The following is a 20,379-nucleotide window of genomic DNA, read 5'->3' as shown; positions in this document are numbered from 1 at the left end:
GTCCCCAGTGGGCTCCCCGGCAGCATCGGCCTGGTGTGAGCTTCTGTTCACACTCCGTCGCTTCGCAGCGTAACCGTCGGTTCTCGGGTTTCCCCGCACGCCGACGCCGCGGCCAGCGAGGCGGGGCGGCCGCCGTGCTGGCACGGCGCTTGAGATGGTCCCTCCGCACAACCCGCGCCGCACGGCGCCACGTGGAGGAGACGACCATGACGAAGCCGACCATCACCCTGCTCACCCTGCTCACCGCCCTGGGCGCCAGCGCGGCGCTGGCCCAGGACGACGCCGCGATGCACTGCCAGGCGAGGACGCTGCGCGGCGACAGCGAGTACTTCCAGTGCCTGTCGCGCTGCGATCGCCGCGACGCGCGCGCCGCCGCCCAGGCGCGCCCGGCCGCCGCGGTGGCGACCAACGACTGCGAGGCGCGTTGCGAACAGCGGCGGGCCAGCGCCATGGCGCGCATCAGCGGCACGCCGCCGTGCGTCAGCGTCGACGCGACGCCGGATCCGTCGTCCTGCGAGGCCCGGCTGCTGCGCATCCACGCCAACCGGCTGGTGTGCGAGGCCCGCTGCGCCAACGGCGGCGGCAAGCGCTTCGCCATCGCCGCCTGCCTGGCGCGCTGCGACACGCGCTGCGGCACCGCCTACGACGAGGCGATGGCGCAGGGAACCTGCTCGGCCGGACGCATCGGCGAGAGCCCGGTGTGCGGAGACGAATAGCCGCCCCTCACCAACGCGGTGGAGCGGCGCGTCCCCCCGTCCGCTCCACCGCGCCGGCAATCGCCGACCCCGCGGGTGACGCGCTCTGGCAGCGCGTCACCCGCTTGCCATTGCGGCGACGTCGACCCCGTGGTTGGAGACGCGGCGCATGGACGCGATCGGCGATGGCATCTGGTACGTCCGCGGCGCCGACTTCCCGCTGCCGGCGGGGGCGCGCATGCCGCTCGGCTCGACGGTGCTGCGTCTCGCGGATGGCTCGCTGCTGATCTACGCGCCGATCGCCTTCGCCGCCGCCGCCGCCGCGGCGATCGACGCGGCCGGCGCGGTCTCGCGCATCGTCGCGCCGAATCTCCTGCACCATCGCTTCGCCGGCGACGCGCTGGCGCGCTGGCCGCGGGCGACGTTCCACGCCCCACCCGGCCTGGCCGGCAAGCGACCGGACCTGCCCGCGGCGCGACCGCTCGCTGCCGACGACGCGCTCGACGCGATCCATCTCGCCGGCGCCCCCGCGGTCGACGAGACCGTGCTCTTCCACCGTCCGTCGCGCACGCTGCTGTGCGCCGACCTGCTGTTCAACCTGGGCCAGCCCGCCAACCTGAGCAGTCGCATCGTCTTCGCCCTCATGGGCGTCACCGGCGGCCTGCGCCAGAGCCGCGCCTGGCGCTTCTTGCGCAGAGACCGCACGGCGCTGCGCGCCGCGCTCGACCGGGTGCTGGCCCTGCCCATCGCCCAGGTCGCGCCCTGTCACGGCGAACCGGTGGCGGTCACCTCGCGCCAGCTCATCGAGACGATGCGGCGCGCCTACGGGTGAGTGGGCCTCAGAGCCGCTCGATCCAGCGCGCCACCGCCGTGCCGATCTCGTCCGGGGAATCCTCCTGGATGAAGTGGATCCCCGGCACCGTCACCTCGCTCTGGTTCGGCCAGGTGCGGCAGAAGTCGCGCGGCGCGCCGCGCAGGATGGCCCCGGGTTCGGCGTTGATGAACAGCTTGGGGATCGGGCTGCCGCGCAGCCAGTCGCCATAGGCGCGGACGATGTCGACCACCTCCGCCGGCTCGCCCTCGATCGGGATCTGGCGCGGCCAGGTGAGCATCGGCCGCCGGCCCTCGCCCGGCTCGCGGAACGGCCGGCGGTAGGCGTCCATCTCGGCATCGCTCAGGCGGCGCAGGATCGAGGCCGGCAGCACCTGCTCGATGAAGAGGTTCTGCTCGAGCACCATCGCCTCGCCGGCCGGCGAACGGAACCCCTGGAAGACGGCGGTCGCGGCCTTCGGCCAGTCGGCCCAGGCGACCGGCATCACGATCGCCTCCATGTAGGCGATGCCGCGCACCGCGTCGCGATGGCGATTCGCCCAATCGAAGCCGAGCGCCGAGCCCCAATCGTGGATGACCAGGGTGACGCGCTCGCGCACCCCGAGCGCGTCGAGCAGCGCCTCGAGATAGCGCCGGTGCTCGACGAAGCGGTAGCGGTCCGGGCCGCTCGGGGTCAGCTTCGCCGAGTCGCCCATGCCGATCAGGTCGGGCGCGATGCAGCGCCCGAGCCGCTCGCAGTGCGGGATGACGTTGCGCCAGAGGTACGACGAGGTCGGGTTGCCGTGCAGGAAGACGATCGGATCGCCGCGGCCGACCTCGACGTACGCCAGGCGCGCCCCGAGCACCTCGCGGAACTGCTTCGGGTAGCGCTCGGCGGCGTCGCTGCTCACGGCTGCGCCGGCGGGTGCTCGGCCGCCGCCTTGGCCGCTGCCGCGGCCCTGGCGGCGCGCTGACACGGGCAGCCGCCCTCCTCGCCCTGGGCCGGCGCGGCGGCGGGCGCGCCGGCGGCCGCCTTGCCCTGCATCCCGGCGCATTGACCGCCGCAGCAGCCGCCCGCCTGATCGGCATGCGGACACGGCATCGCCGCCTCCGCCGGCGCCGCCGCCGGCTGCTCGGCGCGCACCGCCAAGGGCAGCACGAGGAACGCGGCGACGGCCGCCACACGAATCAGGTTCAGCATGGGGAATCTCCTTTCGAGTGTACTTAGAGGCCGCCCGGCGCCGCTGCAAATCCCCGGATTCACCGCAGAGGCGCTGAGACGCAGAGAGCCGCTGCTCGCATTCGGCCGTCTCCGCGCCGCTGCGCCTCGGCGGTGAAAAGTCTTCTTCTTCTCGCCCATCTGTGGTGTGTTGACGGCTTCCGGGAGGACCCCATGGCCGAGCACTACGATCTCCTCATCCGCGGCGGCACGCTGGTCGATGGCACGGGCGCGCCGGCGCGGCGCGGCGACCTCGGCGTGCGCGACGGCCGGATCGCGGCGGTGGGCGAGGTGCCTGGCGCGGCGGCCCGGGTGGTCGACGCCGACGGCGCCGTCGTGGCGCCCGGCTTCGTCGACATCCACACGCACTACGACGTGCAGGTGTTCTGGGACCGCATGCTCACCATCTCGCCCTGGCACGGCGTGACCACGGTGGTGATGGGCAACTGCGGCTTCGCCGTCGCGCCCACCCGGCCGGCGCATCGCGAGCTCATCCTGCGCACCCTGGAGAACGTCGAGGGCATGTCGATCGACGCCATCCGCGCCGGCATCGGCGCCGAGTGGCCGTTCGAGACCATTCCCGAGTATCTCGACGCCATCGAGCGGCGCGGCACCGCGATCAACGTCGGCGCCCTGGTCGGCCACACCGCGGTGCGCCTGTACGTCATGGGCGAGGACGCCACCGAGCGCGCCGCCAGCGACGCGGAGATCGCGCGCATGCGCGCCATCGTCGCCGAGGGACTGCGCGCCGGCGCGCTCGGCTTCGCGACGTCCTGGTCGCCCACCCACGTCGGCTACGCCGGCCGGCCGGTGCCGAGCCGGGTCGCCGAGCTGAAGGAGATCGACGCCCTCGCCGACACGCTCGCCGAGGTGCCGCACGGCGTCATGCAGGCGACGCTCGGACCCGGCCTGTTCCTCGACCAGTTCGCCGACATCAACCGCCGCACGAAGAAGCCGATAAGCTGGACGGCGCTGCTCGGCGGCATGCTGGGGCCGGACGGACACACGTACATCCTCGAGCGCTCGGCGGCGATGCAGGCGGACGGCATCGCCGTGGTGCCACAGGTCTCGTGCCGGCCGCTCAATTTCGAGTTCCAGTTCAAGGCGCCGTTCCCGTTCGAGGGCATGTCGCTGTTCAAGCCGGTGTCGCAGGCCGACCACGCCGGCAAGATGCGCCTCTACGCCGATCCGGAATTCCGCCGCCAGATGCGCGAGCGACTCGACGACTCCGGCACCTTCCGCCTCGCCGACCCGGTGCGCACCATGGCGATCGCCGAGTACGCGCCCGACCGCTCGCTGGAGGAGCGGCCGGCCGGCGAGGTCGCCGCCGAGCGCGGCATGCACGTCGTCGACCTCGCCCTCGACATGGCCCTGGAGACCAACCTCGAGGCGCGCTTCCGCCTCGCCATCCTCAACACCGACGAGCGGACCACCGCCGAGCTGCTCACCCATCCGTCGACCATGATCGGCCTGTCCGACGCCGGCGCCCACGCCAGCCAGCTCTGCGATGCCGGCGCGCCCACCGACCTGCTCGGCCGCTGGGTGCGCGAGAAGGGGGTGCTGTCGCTGGAAGAAGCCGTGCGCCGCCTCACCTCGCAGGCCGCCGACGTGTTCGGCATCCGCGATCGCGGCCGCCTGGCCGTCGGCCAGGCCGCCGATGTCGTGGTCTTCGATCCGCGCACCGTCGCCTGCGGCCGCCTGCGCCGCGTCCGCGACTTCCCCGCCGGCGCCGACCGCCTGGTCGCCGACGCCGACGGCATCCGCGCCGTGATCGTGAACGGCACGGTGATCCGCGCCGAGAACCGCGACGCCGTGGATGTGAATGCGAAGCTGCCGGGCAGACTGCTGCGCGGAGGACGAGCGTGACCGAGGGGGTCAGGGGGTTGAGGGGTTACGGTCAATTCCGGCCCCCTGAACCTGCCCCGCCTCTGCCCCAAGGGAGTACGACATGACCGCCACCTACCCGATCATCTCGGCCGACTCGCACATCACCGAAACCCCGACCACCTACACCGACCACATCGACGCCGCGTACCGGGAGCGCGCGCCGCGTATCGAGAGCACCGAGATGGGCGACCTCTTCTGGATCGACGGCATGAAGACGCCGATTCCGCTCGGCATCGTCGCCGCCGCGGGCAAGCCGGCGGAGGAGATCCGCATCATGGGGACGCGCTTCGCGGATCTGCACCGCGGCGGCTGGGATCCCGAGGCGCGGCTCGCCGATCAGGCGCGCGACGGCGTCGCCGCCGAGATCATCTACCCGACGGTCGGCATGCAGATCTGCAATCACAAGGACCTCGACTACAAGCGCGCCTGTTGCGAGGCCTACAACCGCTGGATCGCCGGGTACTGCGCCGCGCATCCCGAGCGCCTGCTCGGCTGCGGCCAGACGGCGATGCGCACGCCGGCGGAGGGGATCGCCGATCTGCAGTCGATCAAGGCGCTCGGCCTGCGCGGCGTGATGATGCCGGGACATCCCGGGGTCGAGGACTACGACTCGCCGGCCTACGACGATTTCTGGGAAGCGGCGATCGAGACCGGCCTGCCGCTCTCCTTCCACATCCTCACCACGCGCGAGACCGCCCCGCTGCGCGGACCGCGCATGAACGCCTTCCTGTCGGTGATCCGCGGCTGCCAGGACATCATGGGCACGCTGGTGCTGGGCGGCGTGTTCGAGCGCCATCCGCGGCTGCGCATCGTCTGCGTCGAAGCCGATGCCGGCTGGGTGCCGCACTACATGTACCGCATGGACCACGCCTTCAAGCGGCACCGCAACTGGCTGCCGCCGGGGCAGGCGCTGTCGAAGCTGCCGTCGGAGTACTTCGCCGAGCACATCTACACCACCTTCCAGGACGATTGGGTCGCCTTCCGCACCGCCGACCTGATGAACTGGCGCCGGCTGATGTGGGCCAACGACTTCCCGCACAGCGATTCGACCTGGCCGTGGTCGCAGGAGCTGCTCGCCGAGCACGCCGGCGCCCTCTCGCCGGACCAGCGCCGCGCCATCCTCTGCGACAACGTCGCCGAGCTCTACGGCATCGACCTCGCCGCGCTGGCGTGAGCGCGGTGCGGCCGCCGAGCCGGCTGCGATGGTCATCGCCCAGGACCGGCAACGGCTGGACGGCCCTGCGGCGCCGCGCGAGGCGATGGCCGTCGTCGCGGCTACGCGCCCGCGGCGGACGTCGCGGGTCACTCGGCGGTTCGAGATCCAGGCGCCGGCGCGGCGCGCGCCGCGCTCAGTAGCGGCGATCGTGGCGCAGCTCCTCCTCGATCGGTCGCACCTCGATGCTGCCGAGGCGGGCCGACGGCCACTGCGCCGCCAGCGCGATCGCCTCGTCGCGGTCGCGGGCCTCGACGAGGAAGAACCCGCCGAGCGTCTCCTTGGTCTCCGCGAACGGCCCGTCCATCACCGACGCCCCGCCGTCGCGCACCCGCACCGTCGCGGCGGTGCGCACGCTCTGCAGGGCATGCGTGGCGAGCAGATGACCGCTCTTCCGCAGCACCTCTACATAGGCCAGCGTCTCGCCGCGCAGGCGGTCCCACTCGGACTGGCTCAGCGCGGTCAGCTTCCGTTCCTCTTCGTAGGCCAGGCACAGGAATTTCATCGTTCCTCCAGCTCGTGTGCTGTCGTCGGCGGCACCCGACGGCTTCCCACCCTGGCGTCGGCTGTCGCCGGGGCGAATCGACATCGGCCAGGCGCCGCTCCGGCGACGCGCGGTGACGACCGCGCCGACGGACGGCGGCGCGCCCGATTCGGGGTCAGGATCGATCGACCCGTCGCATCGCGTCGAGCGTGCGGACGCCGTCAGCGCCGATGATCTCGACCACGCGCTCGTCGACGTCGTCGTACTCGAGGCGCAGGGCGCGGCAGATGGTGGCGTGCATCTCGTAGGTGCAGACGATGTAGGTGAGCTCGAAGATCTGCTCGTCGCTCAGGCCGCCGGCGCGCAGGGCGGCGAACGTGGCGTCGGGCACCCGGCCGCCGTCCAGGACGAGGGCGTCGGTATAGGCGAGGACGGCGCGCTCGAGCGGCGAGAAGACCTCGGCGGTCTGCCATCCCGGCACCGCCTCGACCTGCTCGTCGCTGAGCCCGACCGAGCGCCCGGCCTTGCAGTGCTGGGAGAACACGAACTGGCTGCCGCGCGCCCACCCGGCGCGCATCTGCCCGAGCTCGCGCAACTTCGGATCGAGCGCCCGCGCCGGCGAGCGGTAGAAGGCGAAGCCGGCGACGGCGTGCAGCAGGGCGTCCGGCACCAGCGCGAACACCGTCCACCAGTTGCCGGGCGTGCCCGTCTCGGTGCCGGGCTCGGCCACCGGATCGCGACCGGCGCCGAAGACGAAGTCGTACATCTGCTGCACCTGTGGCGGCGCGGCATCGCGTGGAACCTGGCGCAGGCGAGGCATGGCAGCGGCCCTCCCGTCAGCCGCACCGGAGGCGCGCGCCGGCAGGCTGCCCCCCGACCGCCCGCCGCGTCCGCCCCGGCCGTGCTGATCCGTTTCACATCGACATGACGGCGGTCCTCGCCGTCGCGCCTCTATACACATCGCTGAGGGTCCACCGGTAGCCCGTGTGGGATAGGAAGGACCGGGCGCGGCGAATCCGCCGCGGTCGACGCCCGCGGCACATGGCTGGTCACCTGCGCGGCGCTCGGCTCCCCGCCACCTGGAGAGCGCCACCGCGCCGCCGTTTGCGGAGCCTCAGGCACGGCGTTGGCACCGGTGTCTGCCCGTCAGCAAAACGCCTGGCGCGCCGCCAGATAGGCATAGCACGTGCAATCCGCCATCGCGCATGACCGTGGGGAACGATCGCGAACGCGTGGTCGCGAGCGCACCGCAGGCGTCGCCGCCCGCCGACGAGCGCGCGCCGCGCCGCCGCAATCGCGCGCTGGCCGCGTTCGGCTGCCTATGGTTGGCGGCGGCGGGGGTCGTCGCGTGGCGTCTGCAGGTCTACGACGCCACCCCCGGCCGGATGGCGCGCCCGCCGGCTCACTGGCCGGCGGGGAGTGCCGTTGCCCGGGCCGGCAGCCGGCCAACCTTGCTCATGTTCGTGCACCCGCAGTGTGCATGCTCGAGCGCCAGCCTCGAGGAGTTGTCACGCCTCATGGCGCGCGCCGGAGCGCCGCGACCCGCCGTCGCGGTGCTGTTCCTGGCGCCGGGGACGGAATCCCGGGACTGGTGGCATGGCGACCTCTGGCGATCGGCGACCGCCATCCCGGGCGTCCGGGTGCTCGGCGACGTCGACGGACGCGAGCGATCGCGCTTCGGCGCCTTCACCTCCGGCCAGGCGATGCTCTACGGCGCGACCGGCGAGCTGCTGTTCAGCGGCGGCATCACGCCGGCGCGCTGCCGTGCCGGTGACAACCCCGGCCGGCGCGCCGTCGCGGAGCGGTTGCGAGCATGGCCGAGCAGCGAAGGATCGACCGCGGCGGTGTTCGGCTGTTCCCTCGTCGCGGATGAGCCGCCCGACACGGGCGGATGAGGAGGCGCCCCGTGGCGGCTGACCAGCATGCCCGCGCCGCGGCATTGTTCGCGGAGGAGCGGCAGATCCAATTCGCGCGCACCGACCGCATGTTCGCGGTCCTCATGGCGGTCCAATGGATCGCCGGCCTGGCGGTGATCCTGTGGATGGCGCCCTACACCTGGGCCGGCACCGTGCACTACACCCACCCGCACGTCTGGGCGGCCATCCTGCTCGGCACGGGATTCAGCGCGGTGCCGATCATCCTGGCGCTCACCGAACCGGGCCGGCCCGCCACCCGCTACGTCATCGCCGTCTGCCAGATGGCGTGGTCGGCGTTGCTGATCCATCTCACCGGGGGACGCACCGAGACCCACTTTCACGTCTTCGGCTCGCTGGCCTTCCTCGCGTTCTACCGCGACTGGCGGGTGCTCGTGCTCGCCACCGCGGTCGTCGCCGCCGATTCCTTTCTCCGCGGCATCGCCTGGCCGCGGTCCGCGTTCCTCCCGCTCGTCGTCAATCCGCTGCACTGGGCCGAGTACGCCGCCTGGGTGGTCTTCGAGGACGTCATCCTCATCTACGCCTCCGTGCACGCCGTTCGCGACATGCGCCAGATGACCGGACAGCGGGCCGCCCTGGAAACGCTCAACGAGACCATCGAGCGCACGGTGCACGAGCGCACGGCGGCATTGCGCGCGCGCGAAGAAGAGCTGCGGGCGAGTCAGGCGCGGTTCCGCGGCGCCTTCGATCACGCCGTGGTCGGCATGGCGATGGTCGCGCTCGACGGCCGATGGCTCGAGGTGAACCGCGCGCTGTGCGACATCGTCGGCTACGACCAGGCCGAGCTGCTCGCCACGACCTTCCAGGCGATCACCCACCCCGACGATCTCGAGCGGGACCTGGCGAACGTCGGCCGCATGATCCGCGGCGAGATCCCCCACTACGTGATGGAGAAGCGCTACCTGCACAAGCAGGGGCACGCGGTCTGGATCTATCTCGGGGTGTCGCTGGTGCGCCATGCCGACGGCACGCCGCACTACTTCGTCTCGCAGGTCGAGGACATCACGGCGCGCAAACAGGCGCAGTGGGAGCTCGAGCGGGCCCGCGATGCCGCCGAGGCGGCCAGCCGGGCCAAGAGCGAGTTCGTCGCCAACATGAGCCACGAGATCCGCACGCCGATGAACGGCATCATCGGCATGACCGACCTGGCGCTCGACACCGACCTCAGCTCCGAGCAACGCGAATATCTCCAGACCGTGAAGGCCTCGGCCGATGCGCTGCTGACCATCATCAACGACATCCTCGATTTCTCCAAGATCGAGGCCGGCAAGATGACCATCGAGACCGTGCCGTTCAATCTTCGCCGCTGCCTGGAGGACACCCTGCGCACGCTGGCGGTGCGCGCGCACGAGAAGGACCTCGAGCTGACCTGTTGGCAGGCGGCGGACGTTCCCGAGGCCGTGCTCGGCGACCCCGGCCGCCTGCGGCAGATTCTGCTCAACCTGAGTGGCAACGCGATCAAGTTCACCGAGCGCGGCGAGGTGGCGGTCGCGGTCGACCGGTGGCGCGACCTGCCCGCCGACGCGCCGGATCGCGCCGGCACGGTGCTGCACTTCTCGGTTCGCGACACCGGCATCGGCATTCCCGCCGACAAGGCGGCCGGCATCTTCCACGCCTTCCAGCAGGCCGACGGGTCGACGGCCCGGCGCTACGGCGGCACGGGCCTGGGGCTGGCGATCTCCGCCAAACTGGTCGACATGATGGGCGGGCGCATCTGGGTCGACAGCGAGCCGGGACGCGGCTCGACCTTCCACTTCACCGTCGCGCTCGGCGTCGATGGGCCAGGGGCGGCCGTGGCCCTGCCGATCGATCCGGTCGACCTCCGCGATCTTCCCGTGCTCGTCGTCGATGACAACGCCACCAATCGGCACATCCTGCAGGAGACGCTGCGCGCATGGCGCATGCGTCCGACGGTGGTCGACAGCGGGGCCAACGCGCTGCTCGCGCTGCGGCGGGCAACCGTAGCCGGCAGCCCGTTCCGGCTGGCGCTGCTCGACTGCCAGATGCCGGACATGGACGGCTTCGCCCTCATCGAGCGGATGCTCGCGGCGGCCGATTGCGCCGTGCCGCCGATCATCATGTTGTCCTCGGCCGGCCCTCTCGCGCCGGCCGAGCACGCGGCGCGGCACCCCATACGGCGCTACCTGAGCAAACCGGTGCGGCGCGACGATCTGCTGGGGGCCCTGCTCGCCGCCCTCGAGCCGCCAGGGGAGCGCGCGCCCGCGGCGCGAGTGGCCGCTCGCTCGCCCGCGCGCGGCGTCGCGCCGTCCCCGCCGGCCACGCGCTCGCTGCGCATACTCCTCGCCGAGGACAACCCGGTGAACCAGAAGCTCGCCGTCCGCCTGCTCGAACGCCGCGGCCATCGCGTCGTCGTCGCGAGCACCGGTCACGAAACCGTCGCCGCCTACGAGCGCGCCGTGTTCGACCTCGTCCTGATGGACGTGCAGATGCCCGAGATGGATGGCCTCGAGGCCACCGGCGCCATTCGCGCCCGCGAGCGGTTCAGCAAGCGGCACGTGCCGATCATCGCCATGACCGCGCACGCCATGCGCGGCGACGAGGAGCGGTGTCTTGCCGCCGGCATGGACGCCTACGTCAGCAAGCCGATCGACCCGCGCCAGCTCTTCGCCACCATCGACCTGTTCGCCGGCGACGACGCGTCCCCATCGTCCGCCGCCGGGTGACCCGTCCTCACCCACGGCGCTGGTGCGCCGGGCCGTTCGGGCCACCTTCAGTGGGCGTGCGGCATGCCCAGGCCCTGGCGGTCGGCGACCGAGGCTTCCAGCTTCTCTTCGGCGTCCTCGAAGGAGCGGGCGATGCTGGCGTCGAGCCGTTCGAGGTGATGGCGCAGGGCGGCATGTCGCTCGGCGGGCAGGGCGCCGATCAGGTCGGCGGCCAGGGCGCGCATGCGGCGCATGACCTGCACGCTGGTGGCGCCGCAATAGCGGATCTCGTCGAACGCCAGCATCAGGAAGTCGTCCCAGGTCGGGCATGGCACCAGCAGGCGGAGGACGCCGGCGGCGTCCCGGTGGGCGCCGATCTCCAGGCAGCGGCTCCCCAGCCGCCGCAGCAGGTCCTCGATGTGGTCGAGCGTCTGGACCGCCGTCGTGGGGTCGTTGACCGCGGGCGACAACGCCTTGATGGCGATGTCGACCAGCAGACGGATGGCGTACTTCGGATCCTGCTCGAAGGTCCGCTCGCCGCCGGTCGCGACGGCGGCACGCAGCGCCGCCTCGTCGATCGGCCGCCGGGCGCCGTGGACGTGCAGTATCGCGGTGCCCTCGACCAGGGTGTCGCCGACCGACGCGACGAGGACGATCGTCCCCTCGACGGCGATGGCCTGGGCGAGCAGCGACCGCAGGTTCACCATCTGCAGCGCGCGTGGCCGACCGACGTGGAAGAGGGTCTGGCCGACGGGCAGCGCCAGGCGCTCGTCGTCGCCCGCGAGCGCCGGCGCGGCGTGCAGCGGGGGGTAGGTGTCCTCGATCACCCGCCGGCCGTGGTCGCCGGTGAAGGCGAGCATGCGGTGGATCTGCAGCATCGAGATGCGCTCGATGAGGGCGATGAACATCGCTACGCTCGCCAGCAGGAGCACGATGACGAACCAGGCGGTGAGGAACGGCGCCCCGCTGGTCCCGGCCCGCTCCACCCATCCGATGGCGGCGAGCGCGTAGAGAAACGTGGCGGAGAAGATGCCCACCGCGTGCCAGATCAGCGGGTCGCGGGCGAGCCACAGCACCAGACGGGGCGAATAGGCCGTGGCACTGAACTGCACCATCACGAAGGCCAGCGAGAAGACGATGCCGGTGAGCGCGATCATTCCCGAGGCGATGGCCGAGAGCATCGCCAGCACGGCGGCGCCGCTCAGGCCGGATTCCATCGCCGGCAGGAATCTGGTTTCGATGCGCGGGAGCGCGATGCCGGAGACGAGAGCGGCCAGGGCGTACGCCGCCGGAATGATCCAGTTGGGCAGTTGTCCGCGGCGCAGGCGCTCGATCATGTCCCCCTCTCCCTCTCACCCCGGCGGTGATGCGTGAGCCCGATTTCGGAATCCGTCGTCACCATCCTCGCGGCCGTGACCGTCTGCACGGTGATGGCGGGCATCGGCCTGCGCATCGCCGCCGATGACCTGCGCCGCATCTGGTCGCAGCCCGGGCCGCTCCTCCGCGGCCTGATCTCGGTCCTCGTCGCCGTGCCGGCGCTCGCCGTGCTCGTCGCGCGCGCCCTCGCCCTCCCCCGCCTGGCGGAGATCGGCATCGTCGTGATGGCGATCTCGCCCGGGGCGCCGATCGCGCTGCGTCGATCGCTCGCGGCGGGCGGCCACCGCGCCTTCGCGCCGACGCTGCAGATCAGCGTCGCGCTGCTGGCCGTCATCTCCATGCCGCTGTCCATCGCGCTGCTCAATCCGCTCTACGCTGGCCATGCGAGTATCGCGCCGGCGGATGTCGCGCGCCAGGTGTTCTTCGCGCAACTGTTGCCGATCGGCCTCGGCATGGCGGTGCGCCGCGTCTGGCCGGTCTGCACGGCGCGGATCGAGCCGGCGGTCAGCCGACTCGCCGCCGCGTTGCTGCTGGCGCTGGCGGTGGTGGCGATCATCGATCTGTGGGGGATCGCGATCAGCGCCGGCGGCCGCGTCGTCACCGCGATCGCGCTCGTCACCCTCGGCGCGCTGGCCGTCGGCCACTGGCTCGGCCGACCGGATCCGGCGGTGCGCACCGCCGTGGCGATCGGCAGTGCCGCCCGCAACGCCGGACTCGCGCTGCTGGTGGCGGCGGCGAACAACGCCGCGCCGGCGGTGAAAGCCACCATCCTCGCCTATCTCGCGGTGTCGGTGTTCGCCATCGTCCCCTACGTCATGTGGGTTCGCCGGCGTCCCGGGTGACGGCCTCGGAACGGATGGCGACGGCGCATGCGGCGTTGTCGCCGGGCACGCCAGCGCGCAGCGCCGCGCGTGGTCGGCGCCACCCGCCGCGCGTTCGTTGGTACCATCGCCCAGCGCGAGCCGCCCGCGCATCCGCGAGCGGGGAGCGGCGTGGCATCAGGAGCGTTTCACCGCTCGCGCGATCCCGAAGGCGCGGATGAGGCTGTAGACGTGCGAGCGGGCAAGGTCGAGACGGCGAGCGGTCTCGGCGATGTTCCACCCCGTCTCGGCGAGCATGTCGGCGAGCAGACCCGCCTGAAAGCGCTGCGTCGCCTGTTGGAACGTCAGGTCGGTTCCTCCGTCGCGCGCATGCCCGCCGTTGGGGAAGCAGTGCGTCGGCTCGATGCGCTCGGCCGCCGCCCCGGCGGCGCGGATGGCGGCGGCCTCGACGGCGTGCGCCAACTGCCGCACGTTTCCCGGCCACTCCGCCGCGCGCAGCGCGCGCAGCGCGTTATGCGAAATCGTCAGCCGTGGCAGGCGATGGCGTCTGCACGCCTGCTCGCAGAACGCCTCGGCCAGCTCGCCGAGATCCTCGCGGCGCTCGGCCAGGCTCGGCACCCGCACCGGCACCACTTCCAGGCGGTACAACAGGTCCTCGCGAAAGCGCCGCTCGATGACGGCGCGGCGCAGATCGCCGTTGGTCGCGGCGATGATCCGCACGTCGGCATGCCGCGGCTGCGCGTCGCCGAGCGGGAAATAGCTCCTGGACTGCAGCAACTGGAGCAGCTTGGCCTGCGCCGACGCCGACAGCTCGCCCACCTCGTCGAGGAACAACGACCCGCCCTCCGCGGCGGCCACCTTGCCCTCGATGCGGCGCGTCGCGGTCGAATGCGCGCCGGCGGCGGCGCCGAACAGCTCGCTCTCCAGCAGCATGTCCGGCAACGCCGCGCAATTCAGCTCGACGAATGGGCGGCCGGCACGTGGTCCACTGTCGTGCAGCACGCGCGCCAGTTGCGTCTTGCCGGTTCCCGACGGCCCGGTCAGCAACACCGACACGTCGAGCGGGGCAACGAGGGCGACCTGCTCGAGCACGGCGGCGAGGGCCGCACTGCGCCCGACCACGCCATCGGCCCGCAGCCGCTTGCGGGGCGTCGCCGTCGGATCGTCGCGCGAGCCGTCGCGCCGTTGATGGAGCAGGCGACGCGCGACCGGCGCCAGGTGCCGAGCGCAGAGCTCGACCCGCGACTGGTCGTGTTCCGTGAATGGACCGGACTGGTGGCGCCCCTGCAGATACATGGCGCCGCACGGCAGCTCGCGGCCGATCGGCGCGCACAGCACGGCCTCGATCCGCCCCCGCTGCACGCTCGGCCGGTCGCGAAAGCGGGGGTCGCCGAGCGCGGAGGCCGTGATCACCGTCTCTCCGCTCGCCAGGGTGGCGGCGATGATCCCGGAGGAGATGAGGGCGTGCACGTCGGCCATCTCCTCGCGAGAGAAGCCGTGCGCGGTGGACCAGCGCGGCTGCTCGTCCGCCTCGTCGTCATCGAACAGTTCCACGTAGCCGCGCTGGGCGGCGCCGGCCTCGACGAGCAGCGCCAGAGCCTCGGCGAGGAACGATTCGAGGTCCTCGCGCAGTCCGAGCTCGAGCAGGCGCCGGTAGAGCGCGTGCTCCGCGAGCAGGCGCGCCGCCGCCGGGTCCTCCTCGTCGCGATGCATCGCGGTCCGTCCTAGAGCATCGGGCCGAGGATGTGAACGCAGATCGCTTCCGTTGCCATCGGGGTGGCGGATGCTCTAGCCGTAGCGTCGATGTCTCCGGCGGCGGGCAGAACACGCGAGCGGCGTCCGGTCGCAATCGGGGTGCCGCGTCCTCGGCGCGTCCGACCGCGGACGACGCCATGACGCGTGCTCCGGATCGCGCGTCGCTGCCTCGGGCCTTCGGCCCGAAGGGGCGCTTCCAGCCGCTCGAGCTGGTCGGCGAGGGCAGCATGGGCACGGTCTACCGGGCGCACGACAGCGAATCGGGCGCCGTCGTCGCGCTCAAGACGTTGCGCGATCTGGAGGCGGAGCAGATCTTTCGCCTCAAGGGCGAGTTCCGCGCCCTCGCCGGGATCGTCCACGCCAATCTGGTGCAGTTGCACGACCTGTTCGTCACCGATGACACCTGCTTCTTCACCATGGAGTTCGTCGATGGCGTGGACTTCGTCGAGCACGTGCGCGGCACGACCGATGGAGCGCCGGCGGCGGGATGGCTGACGCGCTTCCACGCGGCGGCGCCGCAACTGCTGCGCGGACTGGCGGCCGTTCACGCAGCGGGACGCCTGCACCGCGACGTGAAGCCGTCGAACATCCGCGTCACGCCGGACGGGCGCGTCGTCCTGCTCGACTTCGATCTCGCCACCGCGCTGGCCGACGACGATGGGCGCATGGCCCTGGCCAGCGCCGTGGCGGGCACGTTCGCCTACATCGCGCCCGAGCAACTGTCGTCGGTGCAGGTCGGCCGCGCCTCCGACCTCTACTCGACCGGCGTGGTCTTCTTCGAAGCGGTGACCGGCCGCCTGCCGTTCGTCGGTTCGTCAGCCGAGATCGCCATGCAGAAGACCGCGACCGCCGCCGTGCCGGCGCGCCACCTCGCCCCCGAGGTTCCCGAGTCGGTCGAGGCGCTGATCGGCGCCCTCCTGCAGCGCGAGCCGAGCCGGCGGCCGCCGCTCGATCAGGTGCTCGCGGACATGCCGCGCCCGACGCACGCGGCGCCGGACGCTCCGCCGAGCCGACCGCGCGAGCTGGTCGGCCGCGACCAGGAGCTCGCGACGCTGGCGGCGCTGTTCGACAGGGCCGTCGCCGGGGGTGCGGCGGTCGCCAGCGTGCACGGCACATCCGGCATCGGCAAGACCGCGCTCGTGCATCGATTCACCGCCGATCTCGAAGTCGGTGGGACGACGCTGGTGCTGCGCGGCCGCTGCCATCCGCAGGAATCGGTGCCCTACAAGGCGCTCGATCCCATCATCGATGCGTTGAGCCGTTACCTGGTGGCGCTGCCGGACCAGGAGGCGGCCGCGTTGCTGCCGCGCTACGGCGATGCCTTGGTGCGCGTGTTCCCGGTCCTGTCCCGTGCTCCCGCCTGGGCGACAGCGGCGCGGCGCCGCGAACAACTCGATGCGCTCGAGCTGCGCCGGCGCGCCTTTGCCGCCTTTCGCGCCCTGCTCGTCAACATCGCCGCCACCCGCCCGTTGGTGGTGTGGATCGACGATCTGCAGTGGGGAGACGTCGACAGCGCGGCGCTGATCGGCGAGCTGCTGCGACCGCCGGACCCGCCGCCCGTGATGCTGGTGCTCACCTACCGCAGCGAGGAGCGCGACGGCATCCCGCTGCTGCGCGTCCTCGAGCAGCTTGCGGGGGATCCGGCGAGCCCGCGGGTGCAGCAGATCGAGGTCGGCCCGCTGCGCGACAGCGCGGCGCAGGAGCTGGCGAGCCACTTGTGTCCCGCCGCCTCGCGTTCGGCTGCGATGCTGTCGCGCCTCACGGCGCAATCGGGCGGCTCGCCATTCCTGCTCTCGGCGCTCGCCTGGCATTTCGCGGATGCCGACGAGTCGGCGGAGCTGCCGGCCGTCGACCTGCGGGACGTCATCCGCGCCCGCCTCGATCGCCTGCCGGCCGCGCAACGCCGCATCGTCGAGCTCGTCGCGGTCGCCGGTGGCCCGATCGATCGCAGCGTCGTCCTGGACGCCGCGCGGCAGGGCGAGCCCGGCCGGCCGCTGGTCGCGCGCCTGGAAACGGAATCGCTGTTGCGCGGCACGACGCTCGGCGAGCGGCCCGGGCTCGAGGCGTACCACGATCGCATCCGCGAATCCGTGGTCGCCGAGCTCGACGCCGAGGCGCGAGCGCAATGCCACCATGATCTCGCCCGCGCCTTCGAGGCCTCCGGGCGCGCCGAGCCCGAGGTCCTGGCACAGCACTTCCGCGGCGCCGGCGCCATGGCGAAGGCGGCGGACTATGCCGTCGCGGCCGCCGACAAGGCCGCCGACGCCCTCGCCTTCGTGCGCGCCGCCGAGCTCTACCGGCAGGCGCGCGAGTGGGACACGCGCGATGCCAACTGGACGCGCGTGCTGCTGACACGCGAGGGCGATGCGTTGGCCAACGCGGCGCGCTTCTTCGACGGCGCCCAGGTGCTCCTGGCGGCGGCGGATCACGCCGCCCCGCGCGACGGAATCAATCTACGGCGCCGCGCCGCCGAGCACCTCCTCGCGGCGGGACGCATCGATGACGGCGTCCACGTCCTCTCGGCGGTGCTGCGCGAGCTCGGGCTGCGCTATCCGCGCAGTCAGACCGGGGCAATGCTGGGCGCGGCATGGCACGTCGCGCGCTTCGCGCTGGGGGGCTTCGCGGAACAACCGGACCGCGCGAACGAACCGGACGCGCTGCGCGCCGAGGCGTGTTACTCGGCGGGCAAGGGCTTCGTCGACATCGACCCGCCGCGCGGCGTCTACTTCTCGCTCGCCGCGCTCCGCCACGCGCGGCGGGCCAACGACCGCGTCCGTTTGGGCTGCGCGTTGTCGCTGGTTGGCGGCTCGCTGCTCGTCGTCGGCGGCAGCGCCCTGGCGCGCCTCGGCCAACGCATGGTCGCGCAGGCCCAGGCGCTCGAATGCGAGACCGGCTCCGCGCTGCTGCGCGGCATCATCGACGTGTCGCTCGGCCAGGTCGCGATGCTGCAGGGCCGCTGGAAGGAATCGATCGAGCGCTCCGACGCCGGCGTGCGCGTGCTCGTCGAGGCCTGTCGCGGCGTCGCGTTCGAATGCAACATCGGCCGCGGCATCCCGCTGCGCTCGGTCGAGGAGATCGGCGACCTCACCGCGGTCGAGCAGCGGTCGGCCGAGCTGCTGCAATCCGGCGCGGTGCTGCGCGACCGCCTCGCCGAGGCGATGGGGTCGCAGCACATGTCGACCGCGCTGTTGGCCCGCGATGACGTCGCCGGCGCCCGCCTGTTCCCGCGCCGCACCTGGGAGGCGTGGTCGGACAAGGGATTCCACCTGCAGCACCTGTACGCCATTCGCCAGGAAGCGATGTGCGATCTCTACGACGGCGATCCGCGCCAGGCCCACGCGCGCCTGCTCGCAGCCTGGCCGGCGGCGCGGCGCGCCCACCTGTTGCGCGTGTCGCTGGCGCGCGTCGATGCGCTGAGCCTGCGCGGTCGCCTGGCGCTCGCCGTCGCCCAGTGCGGCGGTGACGACGCGCTCCTCCGCGCCGCGGCGGCCGATGCGCGCGGCCTGCGGCGCGAGGGGCGCGGCGACGCCACCGTCCATGCCGCCATGCTGGAGGCGGGCGTGGCGGCGACCCGAGGCGATGCCCAGGAGGCCACTGCCCGCCTCGCGGAAGTCATCGCCGCGGCCGAACGGCACGACATGGCCCTGCACGCGGCCGTGGCGCGCTACCGCCGGGCCGAGCTGCGGGGCGCAAATGGCGGGGCGCTGCGGTCCGCCGCGCGCGACGCGATCGCCGCGCGCGGCATCCGCGTCCCCGAGCGCTGGGCGGCTATGTACGCGCCCGGACGCTGGACGAGCCGGTGAGCGCCGGCGCGGCAGCATCTCGGGCCGCGAACAATGCGGCCACGTTCAGGCGCGGGGTGAAGGCGAGATAGGCCTTCGCCCGCAACGGCGCTTCCGGCGCGAACACCGCCTTGATCAGCAGCTCGCGTTCGACGCGGACCAGGGCATCCGACGCCGCGCCGGCCGAGGGCCAGGCGGCGAGTTGCGCCCGCCGCTCCGGCGCGCAGGCGCCGCGCTCTTCGAGCGCGTCGAGCAGGAACGCCCATTCCGGCGTCGCTGTTCCATGGTGGTACTCGACGCCGATTCGCGGTCCGACGCGATCGGTGAGATCGAGGTTGAGCGAGTGCAAGCGCGTGCCGCGGCAGGTGCCCTCCAGCCACGCCGCCAACTCCGCCCGGTCGCCCGGCCAGCCGACACGCTCGAGGTACTCGACCATCTTCGGCCATGGCATCTGCAGGATGATGCGCACCGCCGAATCGCCGTCGCCCGGGCGCACCGCCACGTGCATCAGCCGCCCGGCCGGAGGCAGCGCGGCCAAGCAGTCATCGAACGCGCGCTGCGTGCCCGGGGTGAGGGGGCCGCCGTGCAACGCGGCGACGACGTCCTGGATCGCCCGCGCCCGCTCCGACTCGGTCTCGGGATCATCGTCGAAGGCACGCGCCGGATCGAGCGTCGCGATGGCGAACGGCCCCGGCGCGCGGTCCCTCGCCGCGTCGAGATCGAGCTCCAGCCAGATGATGGGCGCGGCTTGCGCCACCGTGGAGTGCGGATCGGCCCAGTCGCGAAGGAACTCCACCGTCCGCACCCAACGCGGGTCGTCGTCGCCAATCCTCTTCGCGAGCTCCGGCAGGGCGGCGGCCAGCGCCTCCTGGCCGCCGCTGTCGCGCGTGATGCACACCTCGAAATCGATCTGCGAGGCGCCCGCCTCGAGTCGACACTCGAACGCCCCCACCACCCCCGCTGACGGGAACTGCCCCGGCAGCGTGGCCAACCGGCGCCACGCCGCCGGATCGATCAACCCATCCGGCACGTACGGCGCCGCATGTGCCAGCAGCTCGTGGATGCCGCAGAGGAAGCGCCCGTCGGCGGGAGGTTGCTGTCCTGGCGCCATCTCTAGGTGACGATCACGCGATCGTGACTTTGCCCCGCTTATGCGTCTCGTCCACGAATTCCTGCAGCGTCGCATGGTCGCGGTAGCCTCCGTACAGCATCCATGTCGTTCCAGACGGCAACGCCGGCACCGCAACCCGCACGTGTTGATAGAGGTCGGCGTCGACGCTCACCTCCTTCGCCTTGACGACCTGCTTGTCGGCCTCGTGTTCGCCCGGACAGAGCGCGAAACAGATCCAGGCCTCGGGCCCGAAGTTGAGTCCCTTCAGGGTGATCTCCTGATTCGGGGCCACGGTCAGCGGAGGATCGAGAAAGAACGTCTGGTCCTGGGTGTAGGCCGCCGCTGACTCCACCGTCGCGCCGGCCGCCGCCACCGCGCCCTCACATTTGGGGGCGGGATCGAGGTGTACCTCCCGCTGCAGCGTCTCCAGCGGCGTCCTCCACGCGGTCTCGAAACCCTTCAGTTCCTCTTGGAGGCACTTGACGATATCGTCGGCGCTCAACCGGCGGATCGCCAACCGCTGAGGAGTCGACAGCTCACGATCCCCCATCGCGGTTTCCTCCTGATAGAGCACCGCGAAACGGAATTTCTCGTCCAAGAGAAAATCCGCGATGAACTTCATGAAGTT

General features: G+C 72.2%; 15 protein-coding genes. 8 read left to right on the top strand and 7 right to left on the bottom strand.

Annotated elements, in window-relative coordinates; genetic code table 11:
• The first annotated feature begins 206 nt into the window (after positions 1-206).
• Both KF840_08825 and KF840_08820 read left to right on the top strand, forming a co-directional pair.
• Positions 207-716, top strand: a complete 510-nt coding sequence (locus KF840_08825) for a hypothetical protein (GenBank protein MBX3024998.1) — start codon at positions 207-209, stop codon at positions 714-716.
• Positions 717-864: 148 nt separating this feature from the next.
• The gene (locus KF840_08820; protein MBX3024997.1) at positions 865-1,527 is read left to right on the top strand and encodes a hypothetical protein; all 663 of its coding nucleotides are present in this window, start codon (positions 865-867) and stop codon (positions 1,525-1,527) included.
• A 7-nt stretch (positions 1,528-1,534) separates the two neighbouring features.
• Here KF840_08820 and KF840_08815 read toward each other — a convergent pair whose 3' ends face one another.
• On the bottom strand, positions 1,535-2,560 hold the full coding sequence (locus tag KF840_08815; protein ID MBX3024996.1) for a haloalkane dehalogenase: 1,026 nt from the start codon (positions 2,558-2,560) through the stop codon (positions 1,535-1,537).
• 338 nt (positions 2,561-2,898) lie between these two features.
• On the opposite strand from KF840_08815, the gene KF840_08810 reads away from it, so the two are divergent.
• Positions 2,899-4,590: an amidohydrolase family protein gene (locus tag KF840_08810; protein ID MBX3024995.1), complete on the top strand. Its 1,692-nt coding sequence runs from the start codon at positions 2,899-2,901 to the stop codon at positions 4,588-4,590.
• An 82-nt stretch (positions 4,591-4,672) separates the two neighbouring features.
• Positions 4,673-5,785 (top strand): amidohydrolase, encoded by a 1,113-nt coding sequence (locus tag KF840_08805; protein MBX3024994.1) that lies wholly within the window; start codon positions 4,673-4,675, stop codon positions 5,783-5,785.
• Positions 5,786-5,960: 175 nt separating this feature from the next.
• On the opposite strand, the gene KF840_08800 is transcribed toward KF840_08805, so the two are convergent.
• Together KF840_08800 and KF840_08795 are read right to left on the bottom strand one after the other, a co-directional pair.
• Positions 5,961-6,329, bottom strand: a complete 369-nt coding sequence (locus KF840_08800) for a YciI family protein (protein MBX3024993.1) — start codon at positions 6,327-6,329, stop codon at positions 5,961-5,963.
• 154 nt (positions 6,330-6,483) lie between these two features.
• The gene (locus KF840_08795) at positions 6,484-7,128 is read right to left on the bottom strand and encodes a carboxymuconolactone decarboxylase family protein (protein ID MBX3024992.1); all 645 of its coding nucleotides are present in this window, start codon (positions 7,126-7,128) and stop codon (positions 6,484-6,486) included.
• Positions 7,129-7,825: 697 nt separating this feature from the next.
• On the opposite strand from KF840_08795, the gene KF840_08790 reads away from it, so the two are divergent.
• Both KF840_08790 and KF840_08785 read left to right on the top strand, forming a co-directional pair.
• Positions 7,826-8,203, top strand: coding sequence for a hypothetical protein (locus KF840_08790; GenBank protein ID MBX3024991.1), 378 nt, complete (start codon positions 7,826-7,828; stop codon positions 8,201-8,203).
• An 11-nt stretch (positions 8,204-8,214) separates the two neighbouring features.
• Positions 8,215-10,926: a response regulator gene (locus KF840_08785; protein ID MBX3024990.1), complete on the top strand. Its 2,712-nt coding sequence runs from the start codon at positions 8,215-8,217 to the stop codon at positions 10,924-10,926.
• A gap of 47 nt (positions 10,927-10,973) precedes the next feature.
• Here the strand turns inward: KF840_08785 and KF840_08780 are convergent, their stop codons facing one another.
• Positions 10,974-12,242 (bottom strand): DUF2254 domain-containing protein, encoded by a 1,269-nt coding sequence (locus KF840_08780; protein ID MBX3024989.1) that lies wholly within the window; start codon positions 12,240-12,242, stop codon positions 10,974-10,976.
• A gap of 33 nt (positions 12,243-12,275) precedes the next feature.
• Between KF840_08780 and KF840_08775 the strand changes: the two genes are divergently transcribed.
• Positions 12,276-13,124, top strand: a complete 849-nt coding sequence (locus tag KF840_08775; protein MBX3024988.1) for a hypothetical protein — start codon at positions 12,276-12,278, stop codon at positions 13,122-13,124.
• Positions 13,125-13,280: 156 nt separating this feature from the next.
• Here KF840_08775 and KF840_08770 read toward each other — a convergent pair whose 3' ends face one another.
• Positions 13,281-14,816 carry a sigma-54-dependent Fis family transcriptional regulator gene (locus KF840_08770; protein MBX3024987.1) on the bottom strand — a complete coding sequence of 512 codons (1,536 nt, stop codon included), beginning with the start codon at positions 14,814-14,816 and terminating at the stop codon, positions 13,281-13,283.
• 179 nt (positions 14,817-14,995) lie between these two features.
• Here KF840_08770 and KF840_08765 point away from each other — a divergent pair, with 179 nt between their 5' ends.
• Positions 14,996-18,661, top strand: coding sequence for an AAA family ATPase (locus tag KF840_08765; GenBank protein MBX3024986.1), 3,666 nt, complete (start codon positions 14,996-14,998; stop codon positions 18,659-18,661).
• Here the strand turns inward: KF840_08765 and KF840_08760 are convergent.
• Both KF840_08760 and KF840_08755 read right to left on the bottom strand, forming a co-directional pair.
• A complete protein-coding gene (locus KF840_08760; GenBank protein ID MBX3024985.1) occupies positions 18,627-19,751 on the bottom strand; it encodes a hypothetical protein in 1,125 nt (374 codons plus the stop codon). The two genes, KF840_08765 and KF840_08760, sit on opposite strands and share 35 nt — an antisense overlap.
• 13 nt (positions 19,752-19,764) lie before the next feature.
• A complete protein-coding gene (locus tag KF840_08755) occupies positions 19,765-20,373 on the bottom strand; it encodes a hypothetical protein (GenBank protein ID MBX3024984.1) in 609 nt (202 codons plus the stop codon).
• Positions 20,374-20,379: the final 6 nt, after the last annotated feature.

It is taken from the genome of bacterium (assembly GCA_019637795.1).
Classification (GTDB): domain Bacteria; phylum Desulfobacterota; class Binatia; order HRBIN30; family CADEER01; genus JAHBUY01.
Note: the sequence above shows the minus strand (reverse complement) of the source record. Positions and strands in the feature narration are given on the sequence as shown.

Bases quoted from the DNA above. Each gene is read 5' to 3' on its own strand.
- KF840_08770 (MBX3024987.1), bottom strand. From the start codon at position 14,816: ATGCATCGCGACGAGGAGGACCCGGCGGCGGCGCGCCTGCTCGCGGAG.
- KF840_08790 (MBX3024991.1), top strand. From the start codon at position 7,826: ATGGCGCGCGCCGGAGCGCCGCGACCCGCCGTCGCGGTGCTGTTCCTG.
- KF840_08780 (MBX3024989.1), bottom strand. From the start codon at position 12,242: ATGATCGAGCGCCTGCGCCGCGGACAACTGCCCAACTGGATCATTCCG.
- KF840_08805 (MBX3024994.1), top strand. From the start codon at position 4,673: ATGACCGCCACCTACCCGATCATCTCGGCCGACTCGCACATCACCGAA.
- KF840_08825 (MBX3024998.1), top strand. From the start codon at position 207: ATGACGAAGCCGACCATCACCCTGCTCACCCTGCTCACCGCCCTGGGC.
- KF840_08800 (MBX3024993.1), bottom strand. From the start codon at position 6,329: ATGAAATTCCTGTGCCTGGCCTACGAAGAGGAACGGAAGCTGACCGCG.
- KF840_08815 (MBX3024996.1), bottom strand. From the start codon at position 2,560: ATGCGCCGGGATGCAGGGCAAGGCGGCCGCCGGCGCGCCCGCCGCCGC.
- KF840_08820 (MBX3024997.1), top strand. From the start codon at position 865: ATGGACGCGATCGGCGATGGCATCTGGTACGTCCGCGGCGCCGACTTC.
- KF840_08765 (MBX3024986.1), top strand. From the start codon at position 14,996: ATGACGCGTGCTCCGGATCGCGCGTCGCTGCCTCGGGCCTTCGGCCCG.
- KF840_08795 (MBX3024992.1), bottom strand. From the start codon at position 7,128: ATGCCTCGCCTGCGCCAGGTTCCACGCGATGCCGCGCCGCCACAGGTG.
- KF840_08755 (MBX3024984.1), bottom strand. From the start codon at position 20,373: ATGAAGTTCATCGCGGATTTTCTCTTGGACGAGAAATTCCGTTTCGCG.
- KF840_08760 (MBX3024985.1), bottom strand. From the start codon at position 19,751: ATGGCGCCAGGACAGCAACCTCCCGCCGACGGGCGCTTCCTCTGCGGC.
- KF840_08810 (MBX3024995.1), top strand. From the start codon at position 2,899: ATGGCCGAGCACTACGATCTCCTCATCCGCGGCGGCACGCTGGTCGAT.